17 protein-coding genes are annotated in these 20,986 nt (G+C 62.4%); 12 read left to right on the top strand and 5 right to left on the bottom strand.

Annotation, left to right across the window (positions count from 1 at the left end):
• Positions 1-35: 35 nt before the first annotated feature.
• On the bottom strand, positions 36-1,679 hold the full coding sequence (locus tag CAPI_RS04860; RefSeq protein ID WP_051059701.1) for a DEAD/DEAH box helicase: 1,644 nt from the start codon (positions 1,677-1,679) through the stop codon (positions 36-38).
• A gap of 59 nt (positions 1,680-1,738) precedes the next feature.
• Complete coding sequence (locus tag CAPI_RS04855; protein WP_026157038.1) at positions 1,739-1,984, bottom strand: DUF3039 domain-containing protein; 246 nt, start codon at positions 1,982-1,984, stop codon at positions 1,739-1,741.
• 92 nt (positions 1,985-2,076) lie between these two features.
• On the opposite strand from CAPI_RS04855, the gene CAPI_RS04850 reads away from it, so the two are divergent.
• From CAPI_RS04850 to galE, 5 genes are all read left to right on the top strand, one after another.
• Positions 2,077-2,643, top strand: a complete 567-nt coding sequence (locus tag CAPI_RS04850; RefSeq protein WP_018016921.1) for a DUF3099 domain-containing protein — start codon at positions 2,077-2,079, stop codon at positions 2,641-2,643.
• Positions 2,644-2,704: 61 nt separating this feature from the next.
• The gene (locus tag CAPI_RS04845) at positions 2,705-4,207 is read left to right on the top strand and encodes a DUF7782 domain-containing protein (protein ID WP_051059700.1); all 1,503 of its coding nucleotides are present in this window, start codon (positions 2,705-2,707) and stop codon (positions 4,205-4,207) included.
• 104 nt (positions 4,208-4,311) lie between these two features.
• The gene (locus CAPI_RS04840) at positions 4,312-5,307 is read left to right on the top strand and encodes a sigma-70 family RNA polymerase sigma factor (protein WP_018016919.1); all 996 of its coding nucleotides are present in this window, start codon (positions 4,312-4,314) and stop codon (positions 5,305-5,307) included.
• Between the two features lie 158 nt (positions 5,308-5,465).
• Positions 5,466-6,170 carry a metal-dependent transcriptional regulator gene (locus CAPI_RS04835; RefSeq protein ID WP_018016918.1) on the top strand — a complete coding sequence of 235 codons (705 nt, stop codon included), beginning with the start codon at positions 5,466-5,468 and terminating at the stop codon, positions 6,168-6,170.
• The gene (galE, locus tag CAPI_RS04830) at positions 6,167-7,147 is read left to right on the top strand and encodes a UDP-glucose 4-epimerase GalE (protein ID WP_018016917.1); all 981 of its coding nucleotides are present in this window, start codon (positions 6,167-6,169) and stop codon (positions 7,145-7,147) included. Before CAPI_RS04835 ends, galE begins: the two co-directional genes overlap by 4 nt.
• 19 nt (positions 7,148-7,166) lie before the next feature.
• Here galE and CAPI_RS04825 read toward each other — a convergent pair whose 3' ends face one another.
• Positions 7,167-8,273 (bottom strand): DUF4192 domain-containing protein, encoded by a 1,107-nt coding sequence (locus tag CAPI_RS04825; RefSeq protein ID WP_018016916.1) that lies wholly within the window; start codon positions 8,271-8,273, stop codon positions 7,167-7,169.
• A 238-nt stretch (positions 8,274-8,511) separates the two neighbouring features.
• Here CAPI_RS04825 and CAPI_RS04820 point away from each other — a divergent pair, with 238 nt between their 5' ends.
• The 4 genes from CAPI_RS04820 to hrpA all read left to right on the top strand — a co-directional run bounded on the left by CAPI_RS04820 (position 8,512) and on the right by hrpA (position 17,139).
• Positions 8,512-9,600, top strand: a complete 1,089-nt coding sequence (locus CAPI_RS04820; RefSeq protein ID WP_018016915.1) for a PAC2 family protein — start codon at positions 8,512-8,514, stop codon at positions 9,598-9,600.
• 46 nt (positions 9,601-9,646) lie between these two features.
• Positions 9,647-12,175 carry a DEAD/DEAH box helicase gene (locus CAPI_RS04815; protein ID WP_040356641.1) on the top strand — a complete coding sequence of 843 codons (2,529 nt, stop codon included), beginning with the start codon at positions 9,647-9,649 and terminating at the stop codon, positions 12,173-12,175.
• 89 nt (positions 12,176-12,264) lie between these two features.
• A complete protein-coding gene (locus CAPI_RS04810; RefSeq protein WP_026157036.1) occupies positions 12,265-13,221 on the top strand; it encodes a hydrogen peroxide-inducible genes activator in 957 nt (318 codons plus the stop codon).
• 15 nt (positions 13,222-13,236) lie between these two features.
• Positions 13,237-17,139, top strand: a complete 3,903-nt coding sequence (gene hrpA / locus CAPI_RS04805; RefSeq protein ID WP_018016912.1) for an ATP-dependent RNA helicase HrpA — start codon at positions 13,237-13,239, stop codon at positions 17,137-17,139.
• Between the two features lie 34 nt (positions 17,140-17,173).
• Here the strand turns inward: hrpA and nrdR are convergent, their stop codons facing one another.
• Both nrdR and CAPI_RS04795 read right to left on the bottom strand, forming a co-directional pair.
• Positions 17,174-17,632 (bottom strand): transcriptional regulator NrdR, encoded by a 459-nt coding sequence (gene nrdR, locus CAPI_RS04800; protein WP_018016911.1) that lies wholly within the window; start codon positions 17,630-17,632, stop codon positions 17,174-17,176.
• Between the two features lie 78 nt (positions 17,633-17,710).
• The gene (locus tag CAPI_RS04795; protein WP_018016910.1) at positions 17,711-18,064 is read right to left on the bottom strand and encodes a hypothetical protein; all 354 of its coding nucleotides are present in this window, start codon (positions 18,062-18,064) and stop codon (positions 17,711-17,713) included.
• A gap of 287 nt (positions 18,065-18,351) precedes the next feature.
• Between CAPI_RS04795 and lexA the strand changes: the two genes are divergently transcribed.
• From lexA to CAPI_RS04780, 3 genes are all read left to right on the top strand, one after another.
• Positions 18,352-19,041, top strand: coding sequence for a transcriptional repressor LexA (gene lexA, locus CAPI_RS04790; protein WP_018016909.1), 690 nt, complete (start codon positions 18,352-18,354; stop codon positions 19,039-19,041).
• Positions 19,042-19,109: 68 nt separating this feature from the next.
• Entirely contained in the window at positions 19,110-19,922 is an 813-nt protein-coding gene (sugR, locus tag CAPI_RS04785; RefSeq protein WP_018016908.1) for a transcriptional regulator SugR, read from the top strand.
• A gap of 62 nt (positions 19,923-19,984) precedes the next feature.
• The gene (locus tag CAPI_RS04780; protein ID WP_018016907.1) at positions 19,985-20,965 is read left to right on the top strand and encodes a 1-phosphofructokinase family hexose kinase; all 981 of its coding nucleotides are present in this window, start codon (positions 19,985-19,987) and stop codon (positions 20,963-20,965) included.
• Positions 20,966-20,986: the final 21 nt, after the last annotated feature.

Raw genomic sequence — 20,986 nt, 5'->3', positions numbered from 1 at the left:
CTAGTTGGTCTAGCCCACGCGGCCGGCGAGTACGACTACCAGCCGCGGAGATAAGCAATCCGGTCGCGCAACTGCTGAGCGGTGCACAGGGCCGTCGGCGGCCCCCCGCACGCGTTGCGGACCTCGGTATGAATCGCCCCATGGGGGCGCCCAGTCGAGCCCGCCACGATCGACACACGGGTGTTGAGCTCCTTGCGCAGAGCCGCGATCTCGTCAATCGCGGGCCTGTCGTTCTGCGCGGGCTCGGATTGCGGCGCCGCCGTTTCCCGACGTGCCGGCTCCGCCTCGCACGCGTCGAGCTGCGCCGACTGCCGTTTGCTTAGCAGCAGTCTCACCTGCTCTGCGTCGAGTAACCCCGGGAGCCCCAGAAAATCTTGCTCTTCGGCGGACCCGCTGGCGGTGGCTGTGCCGTAAGTGGAGCCGTCGAAGATGAGGGAGTCGAGCTCGGCAGAGGCACCAATGGACTCGTACCCCGGAATCTCATCCGGCTCGTTTTGCGTTCGATTCGCCTGCTCCAACAGCTCATCCGACCAGCCGGACTCGCGGTGCGGCTTGCCCAGCACGTGATCGCGCGAGACCTCCATTTCCTCCGCCAGTCGCAGAAGAACTGGCACCGAGGGGAGGAAGATAGAGGCGGACTCTCCAGGCATTCGGGAGCGGACAAACCGCCCGATGGCCTGCGCAAAGAACAGCGGGGTCGACGCAGATGTGGCGTACACGCCGACCGCGAGCCGGGGCACGTCGACACCTTCCGAGACCATGCGGACCGCCACCAGCCATTCTCGGTTCGAAGCGGAGAACTCGTCGATGCGCGCAGAGGAACCGGGCTCGTCCGACAGGACAACGGTCACCGGGGTGGAGCTGATCTTCTCCAACATCTTGGCGTAGGCGCGGGCGGTTACCGTATCCGTCGCAATCACGAGACCGCCGGCATCGGGCATGTTCGCGCGAACTTTCTGTAAGCGGGTGTGCGCAGCTGTCAAAACGGCCGCGATCCAATCCCCCTTGGGGTCGAGCGCTGTCCGCCATGCCCGCGCGGTGTGCTCGGGGCTCAGCGGCTCCCCCAGCCGAGCGCTGTACTCCTCGCCCGCGGAGTCTTTCCATTGCGCTTCTCCCGAATACGCGAGGAAGACAACCGGACGAACGACACCGTCGGCAAGGGCATTGCTGTAGCCGTAGGTGTAATCGGCCTTGCTTACTAGATGACCTTCCCCGTCTTCCTCGTAACGCACGAAGGGGATCGCGGAATCATCAGATCGGAAAGGGGTGCCCGTCAGCGCGAGGCGGTGCTCGGCGTCGTCATAGGCCTCCCTCACACCGTCACCCCAGCTCTTCGCGTCGCCCGCGTGGTGGATCTCGTCGAGAATGACAAGCGTTCGCCGTGCCGACGCAATTGCGCGATGCTTAAACGGGTGCATCCCGACCTGGGCGTAGGTGACCACGATGCCGTCGAAAGCCGGGTTCACAGCCGAGGAGTTCGTAAAGTCGGGGTCGAGAGATAGCCCGAAACGCTTAGCCGCCTCAGACCACTGGTGCTTCAGGTGCTCCGTGGGCACGACAACGATGATCCGGTGCGCCGATTTATCGTCGTAAAGCGAGCGCGCAAGGGATAGCGCGAAGGTCGTCTTGCCCGCCCCCGGGGTAGCGACGGCGAGGAAGTCGCGCGGTTTCGTCGCCATAAACAAATCGAAGGCCTCTCGCTGCCAAGCGCGCAGCGAGGGCCCGGGTACCCGCGACGTCACTTCCGGCGCAACCCCTTGTAAATACGCTCGCAGTCGGGGCAGACGGGAGAACCTGGTTTGGCCTGCTTCTTTACGGGGAATGTCTGCCCGCACAGCGCGACGACCATCTTGCCTGACACGGCTGAATCAACGATCTGGTCGCGCTTGACGTAATGGAAGAACTTGGGGGTGTCATCCCCAGTTGTGGACGTCGTTTCTTCCCGCAGGCCGGGTCGCTCGAGAGTCTTCGTCGTCGTAGTCACGCCCTCTATCATGCCCCACTTCGGGCGAAATCTTAAGCGGGAAGCATGCGCGCGAGAGCGTGGTACATTGAGCCCCTGGCGGAAGGAAGTGTATGAACGGCGAGTTTCCCAACAGCGCACAGTTCGGTGATAACCGCCCCGGTGACGATGCCGTCGATGCCGTCGATGCCGTCGATTCCGTCGATTCCGTTGATGCCGGATCCGAGGATGCCAAGCACGAGGGACACAACGCCCACCGTCCGCACCGCTGGCGCCTGGCCCGCCGCTCCGAGCGCCACCTGATTACCGACGCGGTGCGTAGCCCCGAGCAGAACATCCGCAGCCGCGAGCGGCGCTACATCGCGATTCAAAGCCTTCGACTGCCGTTTATCGCTATAGCGATCCTGGCCGCGCTCGGGTGGCATAACTGGTGGATCGCTGGCGTCATGTTCACGGTGTCCATTCCCCTCCCCTGGGTGGCTGTCATGATTGGTAATGGCCAAGGGGAAAAGCGGGACCCGCGAGCCCGCAATGTGTATAAGCCCGCCGCCGCCCGCGAGGCGTACCGCGTGGAAATGGAACGCCGTTCCCAGCTCGACGCGGGCGGGCCCGAAAGCGCACATTCTCAGCCCGCTATCATTGACCATGTTGAATCGGCTGATCCCGACAGCCCCACCTAAAACGGAAAGCGCAGTTCACCTGCGTAGAAAGGATCCCCGCGTGGGCGACCTTACCCAGGCAATGGCGGAACTTACCCCTGCGCTCCTCCGCGCCTCGTACACCGCCGAAGGAGTCGCCGCCCACCTCGGACCTGACGCCACCGAGGCCCTCTACAGAGGCGAGCCCGGGGTGGTATACGAGGCGAGCTCGGACGACTCCCGGCTCAGTTTCCTCATTCGTTTCTTTCTCTTGCGCGTTCCCGCCTCCTGCGAAGAGCTCGCACATGCGCTATCTTCACGTCTTGCGCTGACGCTTCTCGACGCTCACGTGATCACCCGCCTCCCCTCCGGCGAGGTCCACGTCGCATTGGATATCCGGCCCCACATTATCGCTGGCGAGAACCGGATTATCGTCTCAGACCTCGACGCGTCGACAACCGAGGTCGTGCCGGGCCCCGACCATGTCCTCGGCGTGGGAGCCGCCTCCCTCTCCCTGCTCTCCGCGACACCCTGCTCTCCCGTGGAGTCCGTACTAGATCTCGGGACCGGTTCAGGCGTTCAGGCGGTCGCCCAATCTGCCTCGGCGGTGAAGGTGGTGGCCACGGACGTGAGCTCGCGAGCTTTGGCCTATGCTCGGGCGACGCTCGCCGCGAATGCGTTGTCGAATGTAGACCTGCGCCAGGGTCCGTGGTTCGAGCCCGTGGAGGGCGAACTTTTCGACCGTATCGTTGCAAACCCCCCGTTTGTCGTGGGTCCCCCAGAAGTGGGCCACGTCTACCGGGATTCCGGCCTCGCGCTTGATGGAGCGACGGAGCTCATCGCCGGAGAGGCACCGCGCCACCTCTCTCCCGACGGTACCGCGTACGTTCTCGGCTCGTGGGTGCACACGGTGGACGGATCTTGGCAAAACCGGGTGGCATCCTGGCTGCCGCCGACGGGCGTGTCAGCGTGGGTCCTCCAGCGAGACGTCGCAGACCCCGCTCTTTACGTCTCCACCTGGCTGCGGGACGAATCGATTGACCCCCGCTCGCCCCGCGGCGTCAGCCTCACCCGCCGGCGACTCAATTACCTGACCGAGGAAGGCGTCACCGCCATTGGTTTCGGCTGGATTTTTCTGCGCGATATTGGCGACGCCCCTTCCGAGGTGACGGCTGAGGAACTCACGCACCCCTTCTCCGACCCTCTTGGGCCAGAAGTTGAGGAGTACTTCGTGCGCGCAGCGTGGTTGCGGGAGAGCAGCTCCGCCGACGTTCTCGCGTCCCGCTTCTTGGTGCGCCCTGGTGTCGCCGTAGAGCAGGTCGAGTCAGCGGACGTGGAGACCGGGATGGGGTTTGCCCCGCGCGTTATCCGCCTCGCCAGGACCGACGGGCCAAGATTCAGCCACGAAATCGACGACGGCCTCCTCTCGATTGTTTCGGGGTTGCACCCCCGTGGCCTGTCCCTCCAGGATGTCGCCGGGCTGTGGGCGACGGCCCACGCAGTGGCCGAGACGGACAAGTTTTACTCCGACGTAGCGCGCGCGGTGGTGGATTTGGTTCGACACGGGGTTCTTATTCCGGCTGACATCGCCGAAATAGTTCGGTGATGTACGCGGAGATCGCTGCGTCAGCTCCTTGCCTGACGGGAACAAAGAGGCGCCGTCGCACGTTACAAACCTAGATACACACCGTTCCCAGGAGGCATTCACGCATGACTCAGCCGGACCACGCTCAGGCCGACGACAACGAGGAGATCGTTGACCGTGGCAGTCGCCGGAACCAGACTAATGACAACCCGTCAGCGGACCTCGTCCGTGTGTACCTAAACGGGATCGGTAAGACGGCTCTGCTGGACGCCGCGGAAGAGGTGGAATTGGCCCAGCAGATCGAGGTTGGTCTCTACGCCCAGCACTTGCTCGATGATCCTGAAACCCAGCTCACTCGGGCCCGGAAGAGGGACTACAAGATCCTCGCGCGCCAAGGTCGTAAGGCCCGCGCCCACCTTCTCGAAGCAAACCTTCGCCTCGTTGTTTCCTTGGCCAAGCGTTACACGGGTCGGGGAATGCCCCTGCTCGATCTCATCCAGGAGGGCAACCTCGGGTTGATCCGCGCTATGGAGAAGTTCGATTACTCCAAGGGGTTCAAGTTTTCTACCTACGCCACGTGGTGGATCCGCCAGGCGATCACCCGCGGCATGGCCGATCAATCGCGGACAATTCGCCTTCCCGTGCACCTTGTTGAGCAGGTCAACAAGCTATCTCGGATCCGTCGCGAGATGTACCAGTCACTCGGGCGGGAGCCGTCGAACGAGGAACTCGCGGACGAGTCCGGTATCGACGAATCGAAGATCGAGATGCTGCTGCGCCAGTCGCGCGACCCCGTGAGCTTGGACATGCCGGTCGGTGCCGATGAGGAAGCACCGCTCGGCGACTTTATCGAGGACGCGGAAGCAACTGACGCGGAAGATGCGGTTGTCTCCACCCTCCGCCACGACGACATTCATGACATCATCGCGGGCCTTGAACAGCGCGAGCAGGATGTCATCCGTCTCCGTTACGGCTTGGATGACGGTGTGCCACGCACCCTCGATCAGATTGGCCGCCAGTTCAGCCTGTCCCGCGAGCGAGTTCGCCAGATCGAACGGGAGGTCATGGCGAAACTTCGCGTCGGTGACCGGGCCGAGCGGCTACGCGATTACGCGATTTAACAGGGGATCTGGGCAAACTCCGGCCCAGCCGTATGGCACGTTTGCCTCCTAGCGGTGCGCTAGGATGTGAACGTGCTTTCCTGCGTTTCGGCAGGGAATAGACGTATTAGGTGCTGACCCTGCGGGCAGACGCGAAAAGACGAGTAAGGATAGTCATCGTGCGCGATCTAGTAGACACAACGGAGATGTACCTCAGGACGGTGTACGAGCTTGAGGAAGAAGGTATTACCCCCCTTCGCGCGCGCATTGCGGAGCGACTCGATCAGTCGGGCCCGACCGTTTCGCAGACGGTCGCCCGCATGGAGCGCGACGGACTGATGGTCGTCGAGCACGACCGCTCCCTATCCTTAACTCCGCTGGGACGAGCCAAAGCGACGGCGGTCATGCGGAAGCATCGCCTTGCAGAACGCTTACTTACCGACGTTCTCGGGCTTGACTTGACCCAAGTTCACGAAGAGGCGTGCCGCTGGGAGCACGTGATGAGTACGGATGTCGAGAAACGACTCGTTGACATCTTGGATAACCCAAGCCGGTCCCCTTTCGGAACTCCCATCCCAGGCCTCGTGGAGTTGGGCATAACGGGGGCTGAGGCGACCAACATCGGTGTCCGCCTCAGCGATCTTGACCTAGCCACCCCCGTCACGGCGACGGTCGAGCAGATCAGTGAGATCCTCCAGTTGAATAAAGAGCAGTTCAACGCCATGCACGACGCCGGGATCCGCGTTGGCAGCGTGGTTACGGTCTCCCAAGCTCCCTCCAAAGGCAGTGTCACCGTGTCGAACGGCGAGGGGGCCAACATCGTGCTGCGGCCCGAATTGACTCACGCGTTTCGTGTCAACGTCGATGGGACGCTCGAACGATGAATGTAGTTGTAACGGGCGGCGCGGGATACGTCGGCAGCGTGTGCGCGACGGTCCTTCTCGAGCAAGGCCATGAGGTCACCATCATCGACGACTTTTCCACCGGCAATCCCGATGCCGTTCCGGACGGGGCCACGCTTGTCGAAGGCAATCTTGTCGACGTCATCGGCGACGTGTTGTCCGGTGGCCGGTACGATGCCGTTTTGCACTTCGCTGCCCGATCATTGGTCGGAGAGTCCGTGGAAAAACCGGACGAGTACTGGCGTGACAACCTCGTCGTTTCCCTTGCGCTGCTCAACGCCTTGAGAGAGCACGGGGTCACGAACCTCGTGTTTTCCTCCACCGCCGCGACCTACGGTGAGCCCGAATCCGTACCGATTCGCGAAGATGCTCCGACTCGCCCGAGCAACCCCTACGGTGCAACCAAGCTCTCCATCGACCACGCGATCTCATCGTATTGCGCCGCGTTTGGCCTGGGGGCGACGAGTTTGCGCTACTTTAACGTGGCGGGCGCGTACGGTTCAGCGGGGGAAAACCACAAGACGGAGACGCACCTTATCCCCTTGGTCCTTCAGGTGGCGCTTGGTTTCCGAGACGAAGCTCTCATCTACGGTGACGATTGGCCGACCAAGGACGGGACTTGCGTTCGCGACTACATCCACGTGCGGGATCTAGCCGATGCCCACCTTCTCGCTCTTAAGAGCAATGTGCCGGGGTCTCACCGCATATACAACCTCGGTTCGGGCGATGGCTACTCCGTGCGAGAGGTTATCGACGTTTGCCGCACCGTAACCGGGCACGAGATTCCGGCCCGCGTCGCGCCTCGCCGTGCGGGCGACCCGGCCGTCCTCGTCGCCTCCTCCGAAAAGATTGGCCGCGAGCTCGGCTGGGCCCCGTCCCGCACAGCGCTTCCCCGGATTGTTGAGGATGCCTGGGCGTTTACGCGAAACCTTGGTACGGCTTCGCACTGCGCTCCATAGGCGTGCCCACCTGCGCCTCTCACTTTTTCGGTTCCCAGTGCGCACCTACCCCGTCTTTCGCCGCTTGTAGCATCGTGCTGACGTTTCCGCTGCGCATTAGCCAGATGAAGTAACACGACATAGTGTGCTCCGGTACTTCTCGCAGCGCCGCCGCGGCGGCGGCCGTCGCCCATGAGGCAAGGCCCCTCTCTGCGGCGATGAATGCCCAGATACACAGCGCGTTGGCGCGAATGACGCCCGGAAAAGTTTTCGAAATGCGAAGGAGGGCGGCGCCCGCGGGCAGCGGGTTGTCCACCGCAGTGGAAATCAACAGGTCCCGCAGTTTGCTCGTGCACAGCAGCGTGGCCACAGCGAGCTGGTCATCTTCCTCGGGAAGCGCCTCCGGGTCAAACCTCCTGTCGGACCGGATGAGGGGCCCGGGCGGAGCCGATCGCAACAACTCGCGTGCGTGCTCGACAGCCACTTCTCCCCCGGGTTCTCCGAGGTCGAGCAATCTTTCCAAAGCGAGGCTCCGGGTCTGAGCCACGCGGGCTAAGGCAACGCGGTCCTCGACAGCGTACGGTTGGTCCGCCGGGGCCGGGTCGAAGTACGTGAAAGTGTGGTCCCGATCCAGCTCAGGCAGGGACCCGTCCTCCCGCAGCGCCCCCATGGCGGGCGAGGACATCACCGAGGACACCGAGCCCCGGAAAAAGTTCTCGCTCAGTTCGCCGGATCCTGAGAATTGCCGGCCGGGTCCGAACATGAGCGAGTACGGGGTTCCGGTCGCGATTTCCGAGACATGCCAGCAAGCGTCAACGAGGTGTAAACCGGTGGCGCTCGTGGCGTCGAAAAGAAGTGCTTGGGTCTCCCCGACGATTGTGGACTCCGGGATACGGGTGACGATAACTGCGTAGAAGGCGAAGCACTCCTGGGCGGCGAGCTCGCCCGCGACACTGAGCAACTGGGGCGTGTGCGTGAGGTCGGCGCGAAGGACGGGCCCGAGAGTAACACTGTCTAGCGGCCCCTCGGAGTCGCTGCATAGGCCGAGAAGAATGGTTGATTCGTGGGGGTAGAAACCGAGGATTCCGGGTAGAGCGGCGATGAGGTCCGCGGGCCCGACAAGGTTATCCGATGTAGAAGTGGTCATGCTCTTTTGGACTGCCTGGTTCGGCGGACGGTTCCACGCCCGCGTGCGCGGCGTATCGCTGGGGATGAATGTGCGTTCACACGCGGGCGTTATCCACAGGCCGCGTGCAATGCCGGTAGCGAAACGGAGACAATTCGGACATAATTGGTTGTTTTCAGCAGTTCGCCTCGGGAATGAACTCCGTGGCGCCGCCGTTATGGGAAGCAACGTCAGAAGGCCGGTTAAAGGAGGACACACCATGTCGGACTCGGACCGCACTATGTATGAACTGGAGTACCCTGCCCCGGCGGTGCCGGGTTCTGCTTCGGCGGGCCCGGTTTTGATCGTGGCGATGCAGGGCTACGCGGACGCTGGTCACGCTGTAGAGGGTGTGGCGCAGCATATCAAGAGCGCGCTCGAATCGCGCGCAGTGGCGACGTTTAGCACTGACGAGCTGATCGACTACCGCTCGCGCCGCCCGATGGTCACCATCGCGCACCACGAGATCTCCAGCGTCGAGGACATCCAATTGGATATGCGCGTGGTTCGCGATTCATCGGGAACTTCCTTTCTCCTGCTTTCGGGGCCGGAGCCCGACCTGCGGTGGGACGCATTCAGCCATGCCGTTGCGGACCTCGTGGATCGGTTCGGCGTGGACAAGACCATCTGCGTTTACTCAGCCCCGATGGGCGCGCCGCACACTCGTCCCCTGGTCGTTTCCGCGCACGGAAACGACCGCGACCTCGTTGGGTCGATGTACACCTTCGACGGGATGGTTTCAATCCCCGGGTCCGCCGCCATCATGATTGAGCGCGAGCTCCATGAACGGGGTCGATCGGTAGCCGGTTACACCGCGCATGTTCCGCACTACGTCGCCGCGTCCCCCTACCCCTACGCGACCTACCAGCTCCTCCAGTCGGTCTCAGATGTCTCCGGCCTCGATTTCCCCCTGCGCTCCCTAGAGCGGGACATGGACAGGGTGTCGCGCCAACTGGCCGAGCAGACTCACGCATCAGAGGAGATCTCCCAGGTCGTCGAGGCCCTCGAAGAGCACTACGACCGAGAGATGCAGGAATACAGGCAACGCAACCCCGAGGCGATGATGCCGGGAGAGGCGCAAACTCCCACCGGCGAACAAATCGGGGAAGCATTCGAGAACTTCCTCGCCGCAATCGCTGACAGGGATGCCGATCGAGGCGGTGACCCGGAGACGAGGGGACTGCCCTTTGGAGGGGATGCCGCTCGGTTGAACGACCACTTCTCCCCTGGTTCTTCCGAGGAGCCCGGGCCGGAAGATGGCGGGGACTCGGAGGATGAGCCGGGCGAGGGCGGTTCAGGCCGAGCTTAGGCTCCCCGGCCTGTCGGCTACGGTTGGGGGCGTGAACCTCGCCGACATGATCTCCGACCTCGCCGACGTCCCAGCACCGCTTCTCGACGACGTGATTTGGGATTCTTTCGTCTCATGGACGCAATCGCGCGGCATCACGCTCTACCCCGCGCAGGAAGAAGCGACTCTCTCCCTCGTTGCCGGTGAAAACGTCATTTTGGCCACCCCGACGGGCTCCGGAAAATCGATGGTGGCGAACGCAGCCCACTTTGTGGCGTTGGCGCGCGGCAAACGCAGCTTTTACACCGCGCCTATCAAGGCCTTGGTGAGTGAAAAGTTCTTTGCGCTGTGTGAGATCTTCGGGCCGGATAACGTTGGCATGATGACGGGCGATGCCACCGTCAACGGCAACGCCCCGATCATTGCGGCGACGGCGGAGATTGTTGCCAACATCGCGCTGCGGGAAGGCAAGAACTCCCCCATCGACCAGGTCGTGATGGACGAGTTCCATTACTACTCGGAACCGGACCGGGGCTGGGCGTGGCAGGTCCCTCTGCTGGAGCTACCCGGGTGCCAATTCCTCCTCATGTCCGCCACCCTCGGCGACACACGCTGGCTCCAAGATGACCTTTCCCAGCGAACCGGCCGAGCAACCACGTTCGTCGGCGGGTCGCAGCGCCCCGTCCCGCTTGATTTCCACTACGTCTTCAGCCCCGTCCACGAAACGCTAGAGGACCTACTTGCGACGGGCAAAGCCCCCATTTACGTCGTCCACTTTTCGCAGCGGGAGGCGACTGAGCGCGCTCAGGCCTTGACCAGCATGACGATTGTCACGCCTGAAGAAAAGAAGCGCATCGCCGACGAAATCGGCGCCTTTCGGTTCACGACGTCCTTTGGGAAGACGCTATCTCGATTGCTGCGGCGCGGGATCGGCGTTCACCACGCCGGGATGCTGCCCAAGTACAGGCGCCTCGTGGAACGCCTGTCCCAGACAGGATTGCTGAAAATCATCTGTGGCACCGATACACTCGGCGTCGGGATCAACGTCCCGATCCGAACCGTGCTGATGACCGGCCTTGCCAAGTACGACGGCTCCCGCCAGCGCATCCTCAAATCACGCGAATTCCACCAGATAGCCGGGCGTGCCGGGCGCGCCGGCTTCGACACCGAGGGAACCGTCGTGGTGGAGGCGCCGGAGCACGAGATCGAAAACGTCCGCCTCCGCCGCCGCGCAGGCGACGATCCCCGCAAGCTCAAGAAGATACGAAAGAAATCCGCCCGTGAGGGCGAGGTCTCCTGGTCTGAGAAGACATTCCTCCGTCTAACGGAGGCGGAGCCCGAAGAGCTAACCAGCCAGTTCAGCGTGTCCAATTCCATGCTGCTCAACGTCGTCGCGAGGCCCGGCGACGGCTACGACCACATGCGGCACCTGCTGCGGACGAACCATGACGGCAGAGCCAAGCAGAACAAGGACATCCTCACCGCGGTTGAGCTATTCCGCGGGCTGATCGCCGCGGGCGTTGTGGAGCGTACTCCTGACTCGCCAGCCATGCGCCCTTACACACTCACCCGGGAGCTCGACCGCGATTTCGCGCTGAACCAGCCCCTGTCGCCCTTCGCGCTCGCCTTCTTGACTGTCCTTGACCCTGAGTCCGAAACGTACACGCTGGACGTCCTCTCTACGTTTGAAGCGATTCTCGACGACCCCCGGCAGCTGCTACAGGCCCAGCAAACTCAGGCGCGGGCTGAGGAGATCGCCGCGCTCAAAGCGGACGGCGTGGACTACACCGAACGCATCGCGCTTATCGAGGAGGTGACGTACCCGAAACCGCTAGAAGACGAGCTCGAGGACGCCTACGAGACGTATGTAAAGGGCAACCCGTGGGCAGCCGACTTCACGTTATCGCCCAAATCCGTCATACGCGACATGGTTGAACACGCAATGACCTTCTCGGACGTCATTTCCACCTATAGCCTGGCACGTTCGGAGGGGGTTGTTCTGCGGTATCTCACGGATGCCTGGCGCACCCTGTCGCACTCCCTCCCGGAGTCCTATCTCAACGACGAGTTGGAAGACATCATTTCCTGGCTGGGTGAGCTTATCCGCCAGGTCGATTCCTCCCTCATCGACGAGTGGGCCCACATGGCCGATGACACCACCCCAATTTCCACTGAGACGCTCGAACTTGAGCTCGCCATTGGGGTGGAGGACCCCACCGCCCTGACGTCCAACCGACGGGCGTTTCGTGTCATGGTCCGCAACTACTTCTTCCGCTTCGTGGAGTTATTCGCGCTAGAAAAGGAAGAGCAACTGGATGCGATGCTGGAATACCTGGACAAGGCGGACCGTCCCGAATGGCCCACTGCGCTCGACGATTACTTCGACGAGTACGACGACGTTCTCACCGACGCGGATGCCCGGGGCGCCGAGTATATCCGCGTGAGTGACGAGGACTCACGGCTGTGGAGCGTCGTCCAGACGATCAAGGACCCAGCCGGTGACAACGCTTTCCAACTCCACGGCGTCGTGGACCTAGACGCTTCTGACGAGGCGGGAGAGGTGCGTTTGAAGTCTCTCGCGCTACTGCAGGCGTGAGGGGGACGCGCCGGCGTCGAAAAGATTTGATGAGCAAATTCTCCCTTTTAGCGATTGGGGCCCTATCAGTGTCTTGTACTGTAATAGGCATGGGCAATAAGGAATACCGGCCGACATTGTCGCAACTGCGCACCTTTGTCACGATTGCCGAAAACCGACACTTCGGCACGGCCGCCAACAAGCTGCACATTTCGCAGCCGTCACTCTCGCAGGCTCTTGTTGCCCTCGAATCCGGGCTGGGTATCCAGCTGATCGAGCGTTCGACGCGCAAGGTCATCGTGACCCCCCTCGGGGAGTCGCTTCTCCCCTTCGCGAAGGCTACGCTCGAGGCCGCGGACAGCTTCGTCGCTCATTCCCGCGGTGCCCACGGGCGCCTGTCGGGCCCGCTCACCGTGGGCATCATTCCCACACTGGCCACCTACATCCTGCCCGACTTCCTCCACCTCGCCCGGGAACACTACCCCGATCTGGAGCCCCGCCTCGTTGAGGAACAAACTGGTCACCTCATGCAGCAACTGCGCGACGGACAAATCGACATTGCCGTGTTGGCGACGCCCACGGACACCACGGGGATGATTGAGTACGAGCTCTTCGACGAGGAGTTCGTCGTAGTCACCCACGACGGCCACCCGTTCGCGGGCCGCCGAGACCTGACACTAGACGTGCTCAAGGACCTCGATTTGCTCTTGCTTGACGACGGTCATTGCCTGCGCGATCAAATCGTCGACCTGTGCCGAGTTGTTCACGCAGCTCAGCCCGCATCGGCGGAATCGGCGGCCCGCGCCTCCTCGCTCACAACAATCATGCAGCTTGTCGTAGCCGGACTTGGGTCAACCTTAGTGCCGGTCTCTGCCATCGCTACGGAATGCACGCGCCCGGGGCTTAGCCTGGCCACTTTCGATAACTCGGTCATCGCCCAGAGAACTGTCGGTCTGGTGTGCCGCTCCAGTTCAACCCGCGCGGCGGAGTATGAAACGCTCGGGGCGCTGGTGACGCGGGCGTTCCATATGACAGTCGACCGGGGGCGTGTCTTGATCGGCAATTAACATGGGTAGGCAGTTATGAACGACTCTGTTACCCGCCCATCACGCGCCGACCTCTTCGCCCGCCTCGACTCCGTACCGCTGGCCGACGTCAGTCGCTTCCAGCGTCGTTTGAAAAAGGCCCGGGCACCACAGGCGCTGGCTTCCATCGCGGCGGACATCGAGCGCGCCGCTGGCATCGTCAGTGCGCGGGACGCTGCCTTGCCACCACTTACGTACCCGGACGGTCTTCCCGTCTCCGCACGGCACGACGATATCGTCGAGCTGCTGCGGGACAACCAGGTTGTTATCGTCGCCGGGGAGACGGGCTCGGGCAAGACGACCCAGATTCCGAAGATGCTCGCGGAGCTCGGGCGGGGCCGGCGGGGGGTCATTGGCCACACTCAACCGAGGCGCCTCGCAGCGCGCACTGTCGCGGAGCGCGTCGCGGAGGAGCTGGGCCAAAGCGTTGGCGAGTCGGTGGGTTACTCCATCCGATTCGACGATCACGCCTCCCCGACCACCGCCATCAAACTCATGACCGATGGCATCCTGCTCGCCGAGATGCAGCGAGACCGGCTTCTCATGGCTTATGACGCCATCATTGTTGATGAGGCGCACGAGCGCAGCCTGAACATCGATTTTCTACTTGGGTACCTAAAGCAGCTCCTTCCCCGACGCCCAGACCTCAAGGTGGTCATTACCTCCGCGACTATCGACGTCGAAAGGTTCGCGGCCCACTTTGCCGATGCCGCAGGCAAACCCGCCCCCGTTATCGAAGTGTCGGGGCGCACCTACCCGGTGGAGGTACGGTACAGGCCGCTCGTCGCAGACATCGACGGTAAGCAGGTCGACGTCGATATGATCGACGGCCTCGTGGACGCCATCTCTGAGCTGATGCGCGAGGGTGAGGGAGACATTCTCTGCTTCTTCGCTTCAGAGCGGGACATTCGCGACGCCGCAGAGGCGATCGAAAAGAAGCACTGGCGCGGGGTCGAGGTCACGCCGCTGTTCGGCCGGTTGTCCAACGCGGAGCAGCACCGTGTCTTCTCACCGCATGCGAAGCGACGAATCGTGCTGGCCACCAATATTGCAGAAACCTCGCTGACCGTCCCGGGTATCCACTACGTCGTGGACACGGGTCTGGCGCGCGTGTCGCGCTACTCCACCCGAACAAAGGTGCAGCGCTTGCCGATTGAGGAAGTGTCACAGGCGTCGGCCAATCAGCGCGCGGGTCGCTGCGGTCGCATCGCCGAAGGCGTGGCAATACGGCTTTATTCGGAAGAGAATTTTGCCGCCAGGCCCGCGTTCACGGACCCTGAAATTCTGCGTACCAACCTCGCGAGCGTCATTCTCACCATGATCTCGCTCCGGCTCGGCGATATCTCCGACTTTCCTTTCATTCAGCCCCCGAGCCCTAAGTCGATCCGCGATGGCCTTGCCCTCTTGCATGAGCTTGGGGCCATCACCGATGAAGAGCACGACGGCGCGCCCGCCCTGACGCCGATCGGTCGAGATGTTGCGCGCATACCCGTGGATCCCAAAATGGGGCGCATGCTCGTCGAAGCCAACAGGCTAGGTGTGCTCGACGAGGTTACCGTCATTGTCGCCGCGATGACGATCCAGGATGTGCGCGAGCGACCACTCGACTTTCAAGCTCAGGCGGACCAAGCGCACGCTCGTTTCAAGCACAAAAGCTCCGATTTCCTCTCCTCCCTGGCGCTGTGGGACTACATCGCCGGGTCTCGCGAAGAGCTGTCAGGCAATGCCTTTCGATCCCGGATGAAGCGGGAGTATCTCCACTACATGAGGATCCGCGAATGGTATGACCTGGTGCGGCAGCTGCGGGACGTCGAGAAACAAATGGGCTGGTCGCGCGCCGCTGACGTCGGGGGTGAGCGCGACGCGGATTCCATCCACAAAGCTCTGCTCACCGGGTTGCTGTCGAACATCGGCGCGCGGATCGGAGATTCCCGGGAATTCCAGGGGGCGCGGGGAACGAGGTTCATGGTCTTTCCCGGTTCATCTTTAGCGAAGCGCCCGCCCGAGTTCCTCATGGCAGCGGAGCTAGTAGAAACGTCGCGGCTGTGGGCGCGCGACGTGGCCTCAATCGAGCCCGAATGGGTCGAGCGCGCAGCGGCAAGCCTATTGCGGCACAGTTACTCCGACCCCGTGTGGTCGCGGAAGCGTTCCGCAGCCATGGTCCATCAACATTCTCAGCTTTACGGGGTCCCCATCGTCCGCGACCGCCTCGTCCCCTACCACCGAATCGACGCCGAGGGGGCCCGGGTGATGTTTATCCGCCACGCTCTCATCGAAGGTGATTGGAACCGACATCACGCTTTTATTGAGCACAACGAGTCGATGCTTGCCAGGGCCTCAGAGATCGAGGAGAAGCTGCGCCGGCGGGGCATTCTTGTCGACGACGACGCGCTCTACGACTTCTACAACTCAAAACTGCCCGCCGAGGTAACAACCGCCCGTCATTTCGACTCGTGGTGGAAGAAAAAGCGCCACGTTGACCCGCACTTTCTGGACTTCAACCCCGCCGACCTCCTCATCGAAGACGTTGACGCCGCCGAAGGTGCGTTTCCCGATACCTGGCGACAGGGGGGCATCGATTACACCCTCTCCTACAAGTTCGAGCCGGGTGATCCCTTCGACGGCGTTACCGTCGCCGTCCCAGTACCGCTGCTTGCTGGGTTTGACTCCCACGGTTGTGACTGGCTTGTGCCAGGCCTGAGAGAAGAGCTGGTCACCGAGCTGATTCGGACCCTGCCCAAAGCGCTGCGTCGCTCCGTCGTTCCCGCGCCAGATTTCGCGGTGCGCGCTCTCCCCCTTCTGCAACCCCTTTCCGCTCCCCTAACCGAACAGCTCGCCTCCGTGCTCCGCGGCCTTGGGGGGTCCGGGATCGACGGCTCCGACTTCAACCCAGACGCTCTCCCGCCCCACCTACGCGTCACATTTGCGGCAATCGACAAGCACGGTGACATCATCGACCACGATAAGGACCTGGCGAAACTCAAAGCGCGCCAGGCCCGACACATTCGCTCCTCGGTTTCTCGGGCAGGACGGCGCTCGGAGACCGCCTCCGTGTCGGATTGGACCGCCGACACGCTGGGGGTTATACCAGAGGCGATCGAAACCACTATCGACGGAAACCACGTGGAGGCGTACCCGGCGCTTGAGGCGACCCCCGGCGGCGTCAAGGTCACGGTGCACCCAACGCGACAGGCCGCTGACGCCTCGATGTTGACCGCGTCGCTCACGCTCCTTTTGCGACGCATCACCGTGTCCGAAGCTCAGATGACGAAAGGGCTTCCGCTGCGCCAACGGGTGGCCGTGGACACCTATCCCCACGGTGGAGCTAGCGGGTTGGTCAATGACGCCCGCGTTGCTGTCGTGCGAGATCTTCTCCTCGCCTGCGGCGGCCCGGTCCGTGATCCTGCTCAGTTCGACGCACTCTTCAAAGAAGTCGCTTCCGCCGCGGCGGGTGAGGTGCGGCGCACAATAGTCGGCATCGCGCCCGCGCTACCGCAGTATCTTGACACCCTCCGCGAGCTCGACAAGTGGGAGGGCCCGGCAATCGATGACATCCGTACGCAGATGGCGTTCCTCCTTCCCGAGAACGCGATAACGAAGCACGGCATGGAACGCTTAAAGCACCTACCCCGCTACCTGGAGGCGATCCGTCTGAGGCTAGAGGACATGGCCCTAGACCCGGAACGAGATGCACAGCGACAAGACATCGTCGACTCAGTCCGCTCCCGCCTCGACGCCAAGCTCCGCGAATTGCCCACGAGCCGCGGGCGAGGCAAACTGTACAAAGATATCCTCTGGGCTATCCAGGAGCTGCGGGTGAGCATTTTTGCTCAACGCCTTGGAACGCCACGCCCAGTTAGCCCGAAGCGGATTGAGAAAATGATCTCGCAGCTCGCCTAAGATCGGGCGGGTTTGCTGTGTTCGCTGCGTTCACTCAGACGGATCCCCTGTCACGCCGTCGCATGAGCCTGATCTCTTGCTCGAAGTCATCGGCGGAGTCGAAGGACTTGTAGACCGAGGCAAAGCGAAGGTACGCGACCTCGTCTAGGTGCCGGAGCGGCTCCAGCACCGCCAGACCGATGTCGTTTGCGTCCACCTGGGAGCTGCCGTGGGACCTGACAGTCTCTTCAACTTGTTGAGCGAGACGCTTGAGCGCGTCATCGGAGACGTCCCGCCCCTGGCACGCCCGCTTAACGCCGACGATGAGCTTATCGCGGTCAAACGGCTCGATAACCCCGTTACGCTTGACGACAGTTAAAATCGCTTTCTCCAAAGTGGTAAATCGGCCTCCGCAGCTGGGACATTCGCGCCTCCGCCGGATAGCCGAACCGCTATCGACGACGCGAGAATCCATCACTCGCGACTGCTCGTTGTGACAGAAAGGGCAGTACACGGCAGTTCCTTTCGCTCGGTTCTCCACCGAGACCCCTCGGCTTTCCCAGACTGCCAATCCTACCTCCACGCCCCGTGATTAAGGCAGCCTGGCGAGCTCACGTGTGACGTCGCTAGCCGCGCCCGCCCCCTGCCCTTCACCAGCGAAGACCCCGCCGAGCGCCGAGCCAATAATCAATGCGAGACCGAGGCAAGTGCTCAGCACGATGCTCATCCGGCGTTCGAGGGGGGATTCGAATTGAGAGGGCGCGACAGCAACGTCTTCCACGTTGTGTGCAGTGACGGGACCGTATTTTCGATCAACCGGTTCTAAGCTCCGTATCTCGAAAAGGTCCGACTCCGGATTTGTCGTTTGCTCCACGTCCCACCACATCCCGGGGGCCGAGGTGAAGCTTGCGTTCCGAGTAGAAAAGGTAGAGGTCACAGCCGTCATCGTTCTCATCCTTCTGTGCTTTAATGCATACCGTATACCTTCGTCACGACACGTCGGGAGGGTATGCGATCGAATGTTCGAACACACCAACGTGTTCGATTTCTAGCACACCCTTGCGATGGTGTCCACCACTCGGAGCCATGCCTCGAAATCTCGAACGTGCTTGCCATCTCTGGTACGTTGAGAGGAAACAAGCAACCCAGCCTCAACCCCGTTCGATGTTCCCGCGCCCGACACGAGTCGGCCTGCGCTTACCGCTCACACACCCAGCGAGGAGAAATGTAGAAATGGCCCGAAAAAAGGACGACCGCGGTGGCCCTGATCTGAGCAGCCTGTCCGCTAGGCAGCGACGCATCCTCGAAGTCATCAGAGACGCCGTGGTGCTTCGCGGGTATCCGCCGAGTATCCGCGAAATTGGAGATGCCGCGGGCTTGCAGTCAACATCTTCCGTGGCCTACCAGCTCAAGGAGCTGGAGAAGAAGGGTTTCTTACGCAGAGACCCCAATAAGCCCCGCGCCGTTGACCTGCGCCACCTGCCCGGGACCCCTGCGACCGGAAAGCAGACTCAACAAGAGTCCGCGCCGGTTCCAGAGGACGCGTCTCAGCCCCGTTTCATACCGGTAGTGGGCCGAATTGCCGCCGGAACGCCCATTCTCGCCGAACAAAACGTGGATAGCTACTACCCGTTGCCCACTGAACTGCTTGGCGACGGTGAGCTGTACATGTTGCAGGTCGTTGGGGAATCCATGCGGGATGCCGGAATCCTAGACGGTGACTGGGTCGTGGTTCGCGAGCAACCTGTCGCGGAGGAGGGCGAGTTCGTAGCCGCTCTACTCGACGGCGAAGCCACCGTTAAGGAATTCCACCGTGACTCCAGTGGCGTCTGGCTCCTGCCGCACAACGACGCGTTCGCACCCATTAAGGGGGACGAGGCGGAGATCATGGGGCGGGTTGTGTCCGTGTTCCGCACGCTCTAGCGCCCCGTTTGTCACAATTGCGGTGCGCGGCGTGAGCGGCGCCCAGACACCGCCTCAGAGGAGGAGCTATGTACGCAGAAGAACGGCGTCGCCAGATCGCCTCTCTCACCGCGGTGGAGGGGCGCGTCAACGTCACCGCTCTCGCGGAGAAGTTTGGGGTGACGGCGGAGACAATCCGTCGCGACCTCGCCGCGCTCAATCGCGAAGGAGTCGTGCATCGCGTTCACGGAGGAGCGGTTGCTAGTCAGTCGTTTCAAACCACGGAGCTTCCTCTCGACGCTCGCCTTCGCACCTCGCCCGGGGCAAAGTCCGCGATTGCCCAGGCAGCACTGCAATACCTTCCGTCGAATGCGAACGGGGGAATCTTCCTAGATTCCGGAACAACCATCGCGACGCTGGCGGGGCTGATAGCTCACGATAGGTCGAGCGTCTCACACCCCATCGTGACGAACTGTCTTCCCATTGCGTTAGAACTCTCTTCCGCTGGGCTGCCCAACGTCCAACTCCTCGGGGGCTCGGTCCGAGCCATCACGCAGGCTGTTGTCGGCGACACCGCACTTCGGGCTCTGGCGTTGATGCGCGCTGACGTCGCGTTCATCGGTACAAACGCGTTGACGGTTGACCACGGGCTCTCGACGGCTGATGCGCAGGAAGCCGCCGTAAAATCCGCCATGATCACCAACGCCCGCTCGACGGTTGTGCTGTGCGATTCTACAAAGCTCGGGAACGACTATCTCGTCAGTTTCGCCACTCTGGCAGATATCGATGTAGTAATTACAGACACCGGTGCCCCGGGTTCGTTTGTCGAGGAACTGCGGGAAAACGATATCGAGGTTGTGACTGTCGGGACCTCAGTGTCGAATTCCCACACAGACCGTTGACCATTCGGACATAATCGGACATACTGGGGTTAATTCTCCACATATTGAGAGGGCATGATTCCGTGATCATCACTCTGACGCCCAACCCAAGTATCGACGCAACGCTCGAGCTCGACTCACTAGCCCGTGGCGGTGTGTGCCGTGTTTCCAGCGCCCACCGCGAGGCGGGAGGCAAGGGAATCAATGTCGCCCACGCCGTCGCCAAGGCGGGAGAGCAGTCCCTCGCCCTGGCACCGGCAGGGGCTGATGACCCTTTCCTCACTCTGGCCCGCGCTGCTGGAATCCCCGTTACAACCACCCCGATTACGGGCGTGGTGCGAACAAACACAACGCTGACCGAGCCCGACGGTACGACCACCAAGATCAACGAGCCGGGTCCAGAGTTGTCCCGTGCCGAATCACGCGCACTCGTCACCTCCCTGGAATCGAACGTGGCAGAAACGAAAGCGGACGCGGTGGTTCTCGCTGGGTCTCTGCCCTCGGGTGTCCCCGAGGATTGGTACGCCGAACTCGTGGCGGCTGCCCGCGACTCGCGAGGCGAGGCCATTATCGCGGTTGATACCTCGGATGCAGCGCTCATCGCACTCGGCCGCACCCTCGACGCGGATCCCCGGGCCCCGTTGCCAACCGTCCTCAAGCCGAACGCTTTCGAGCTCGGTCAGTTGACCGGACGCGATGGCGTCGCACTAGAGGAAAGCGCCGAACGGGGTGACTTCGGGGAGATTGTCGTTGCGGCCCGCTCGCTCACGGCCTTGGGCGTGAAGGAAGTACTTGTCACCCTCGGGGGAGCTGGAGCCTGCCTGGTGACAGGTGACGGCGCGTGGGGGGCGACTCCCCCGCCCATCGCCGTTCGCTCCACAGTCGGTGCTGGTGACAGCTCCCTAGCCGGGTACGTCATGAGCCGGGTTCGTGGTTCCTCGCATCAGGACAGTCTTCGCACCGCGGTTGCTTACGGCTCGGCCGCCGCCTCGCTGCCCGGGACGGGCATTCCCTCGCCAACTGACCTCGACATTCCGAACACGCACGTTTTCCCAGTTACCTAAGCCTCTTGAAGGAGGAAGGGC

Source organism: Corynebacterium capitovis DSM 44611 (genome assembly GCF_030440535.1).
GTDB lineage: Bacteria > Actinomycetota > Actinomycetes > Mycobacteriales > Mycobacteriaceae > Corynebacterium > Corynebacterium capitovis.
The sequence above is the reverse complement of the archived record's forward strand: the minus strand, read 5'-3'. Positions and strand labels throughout refer to the sequence as shown.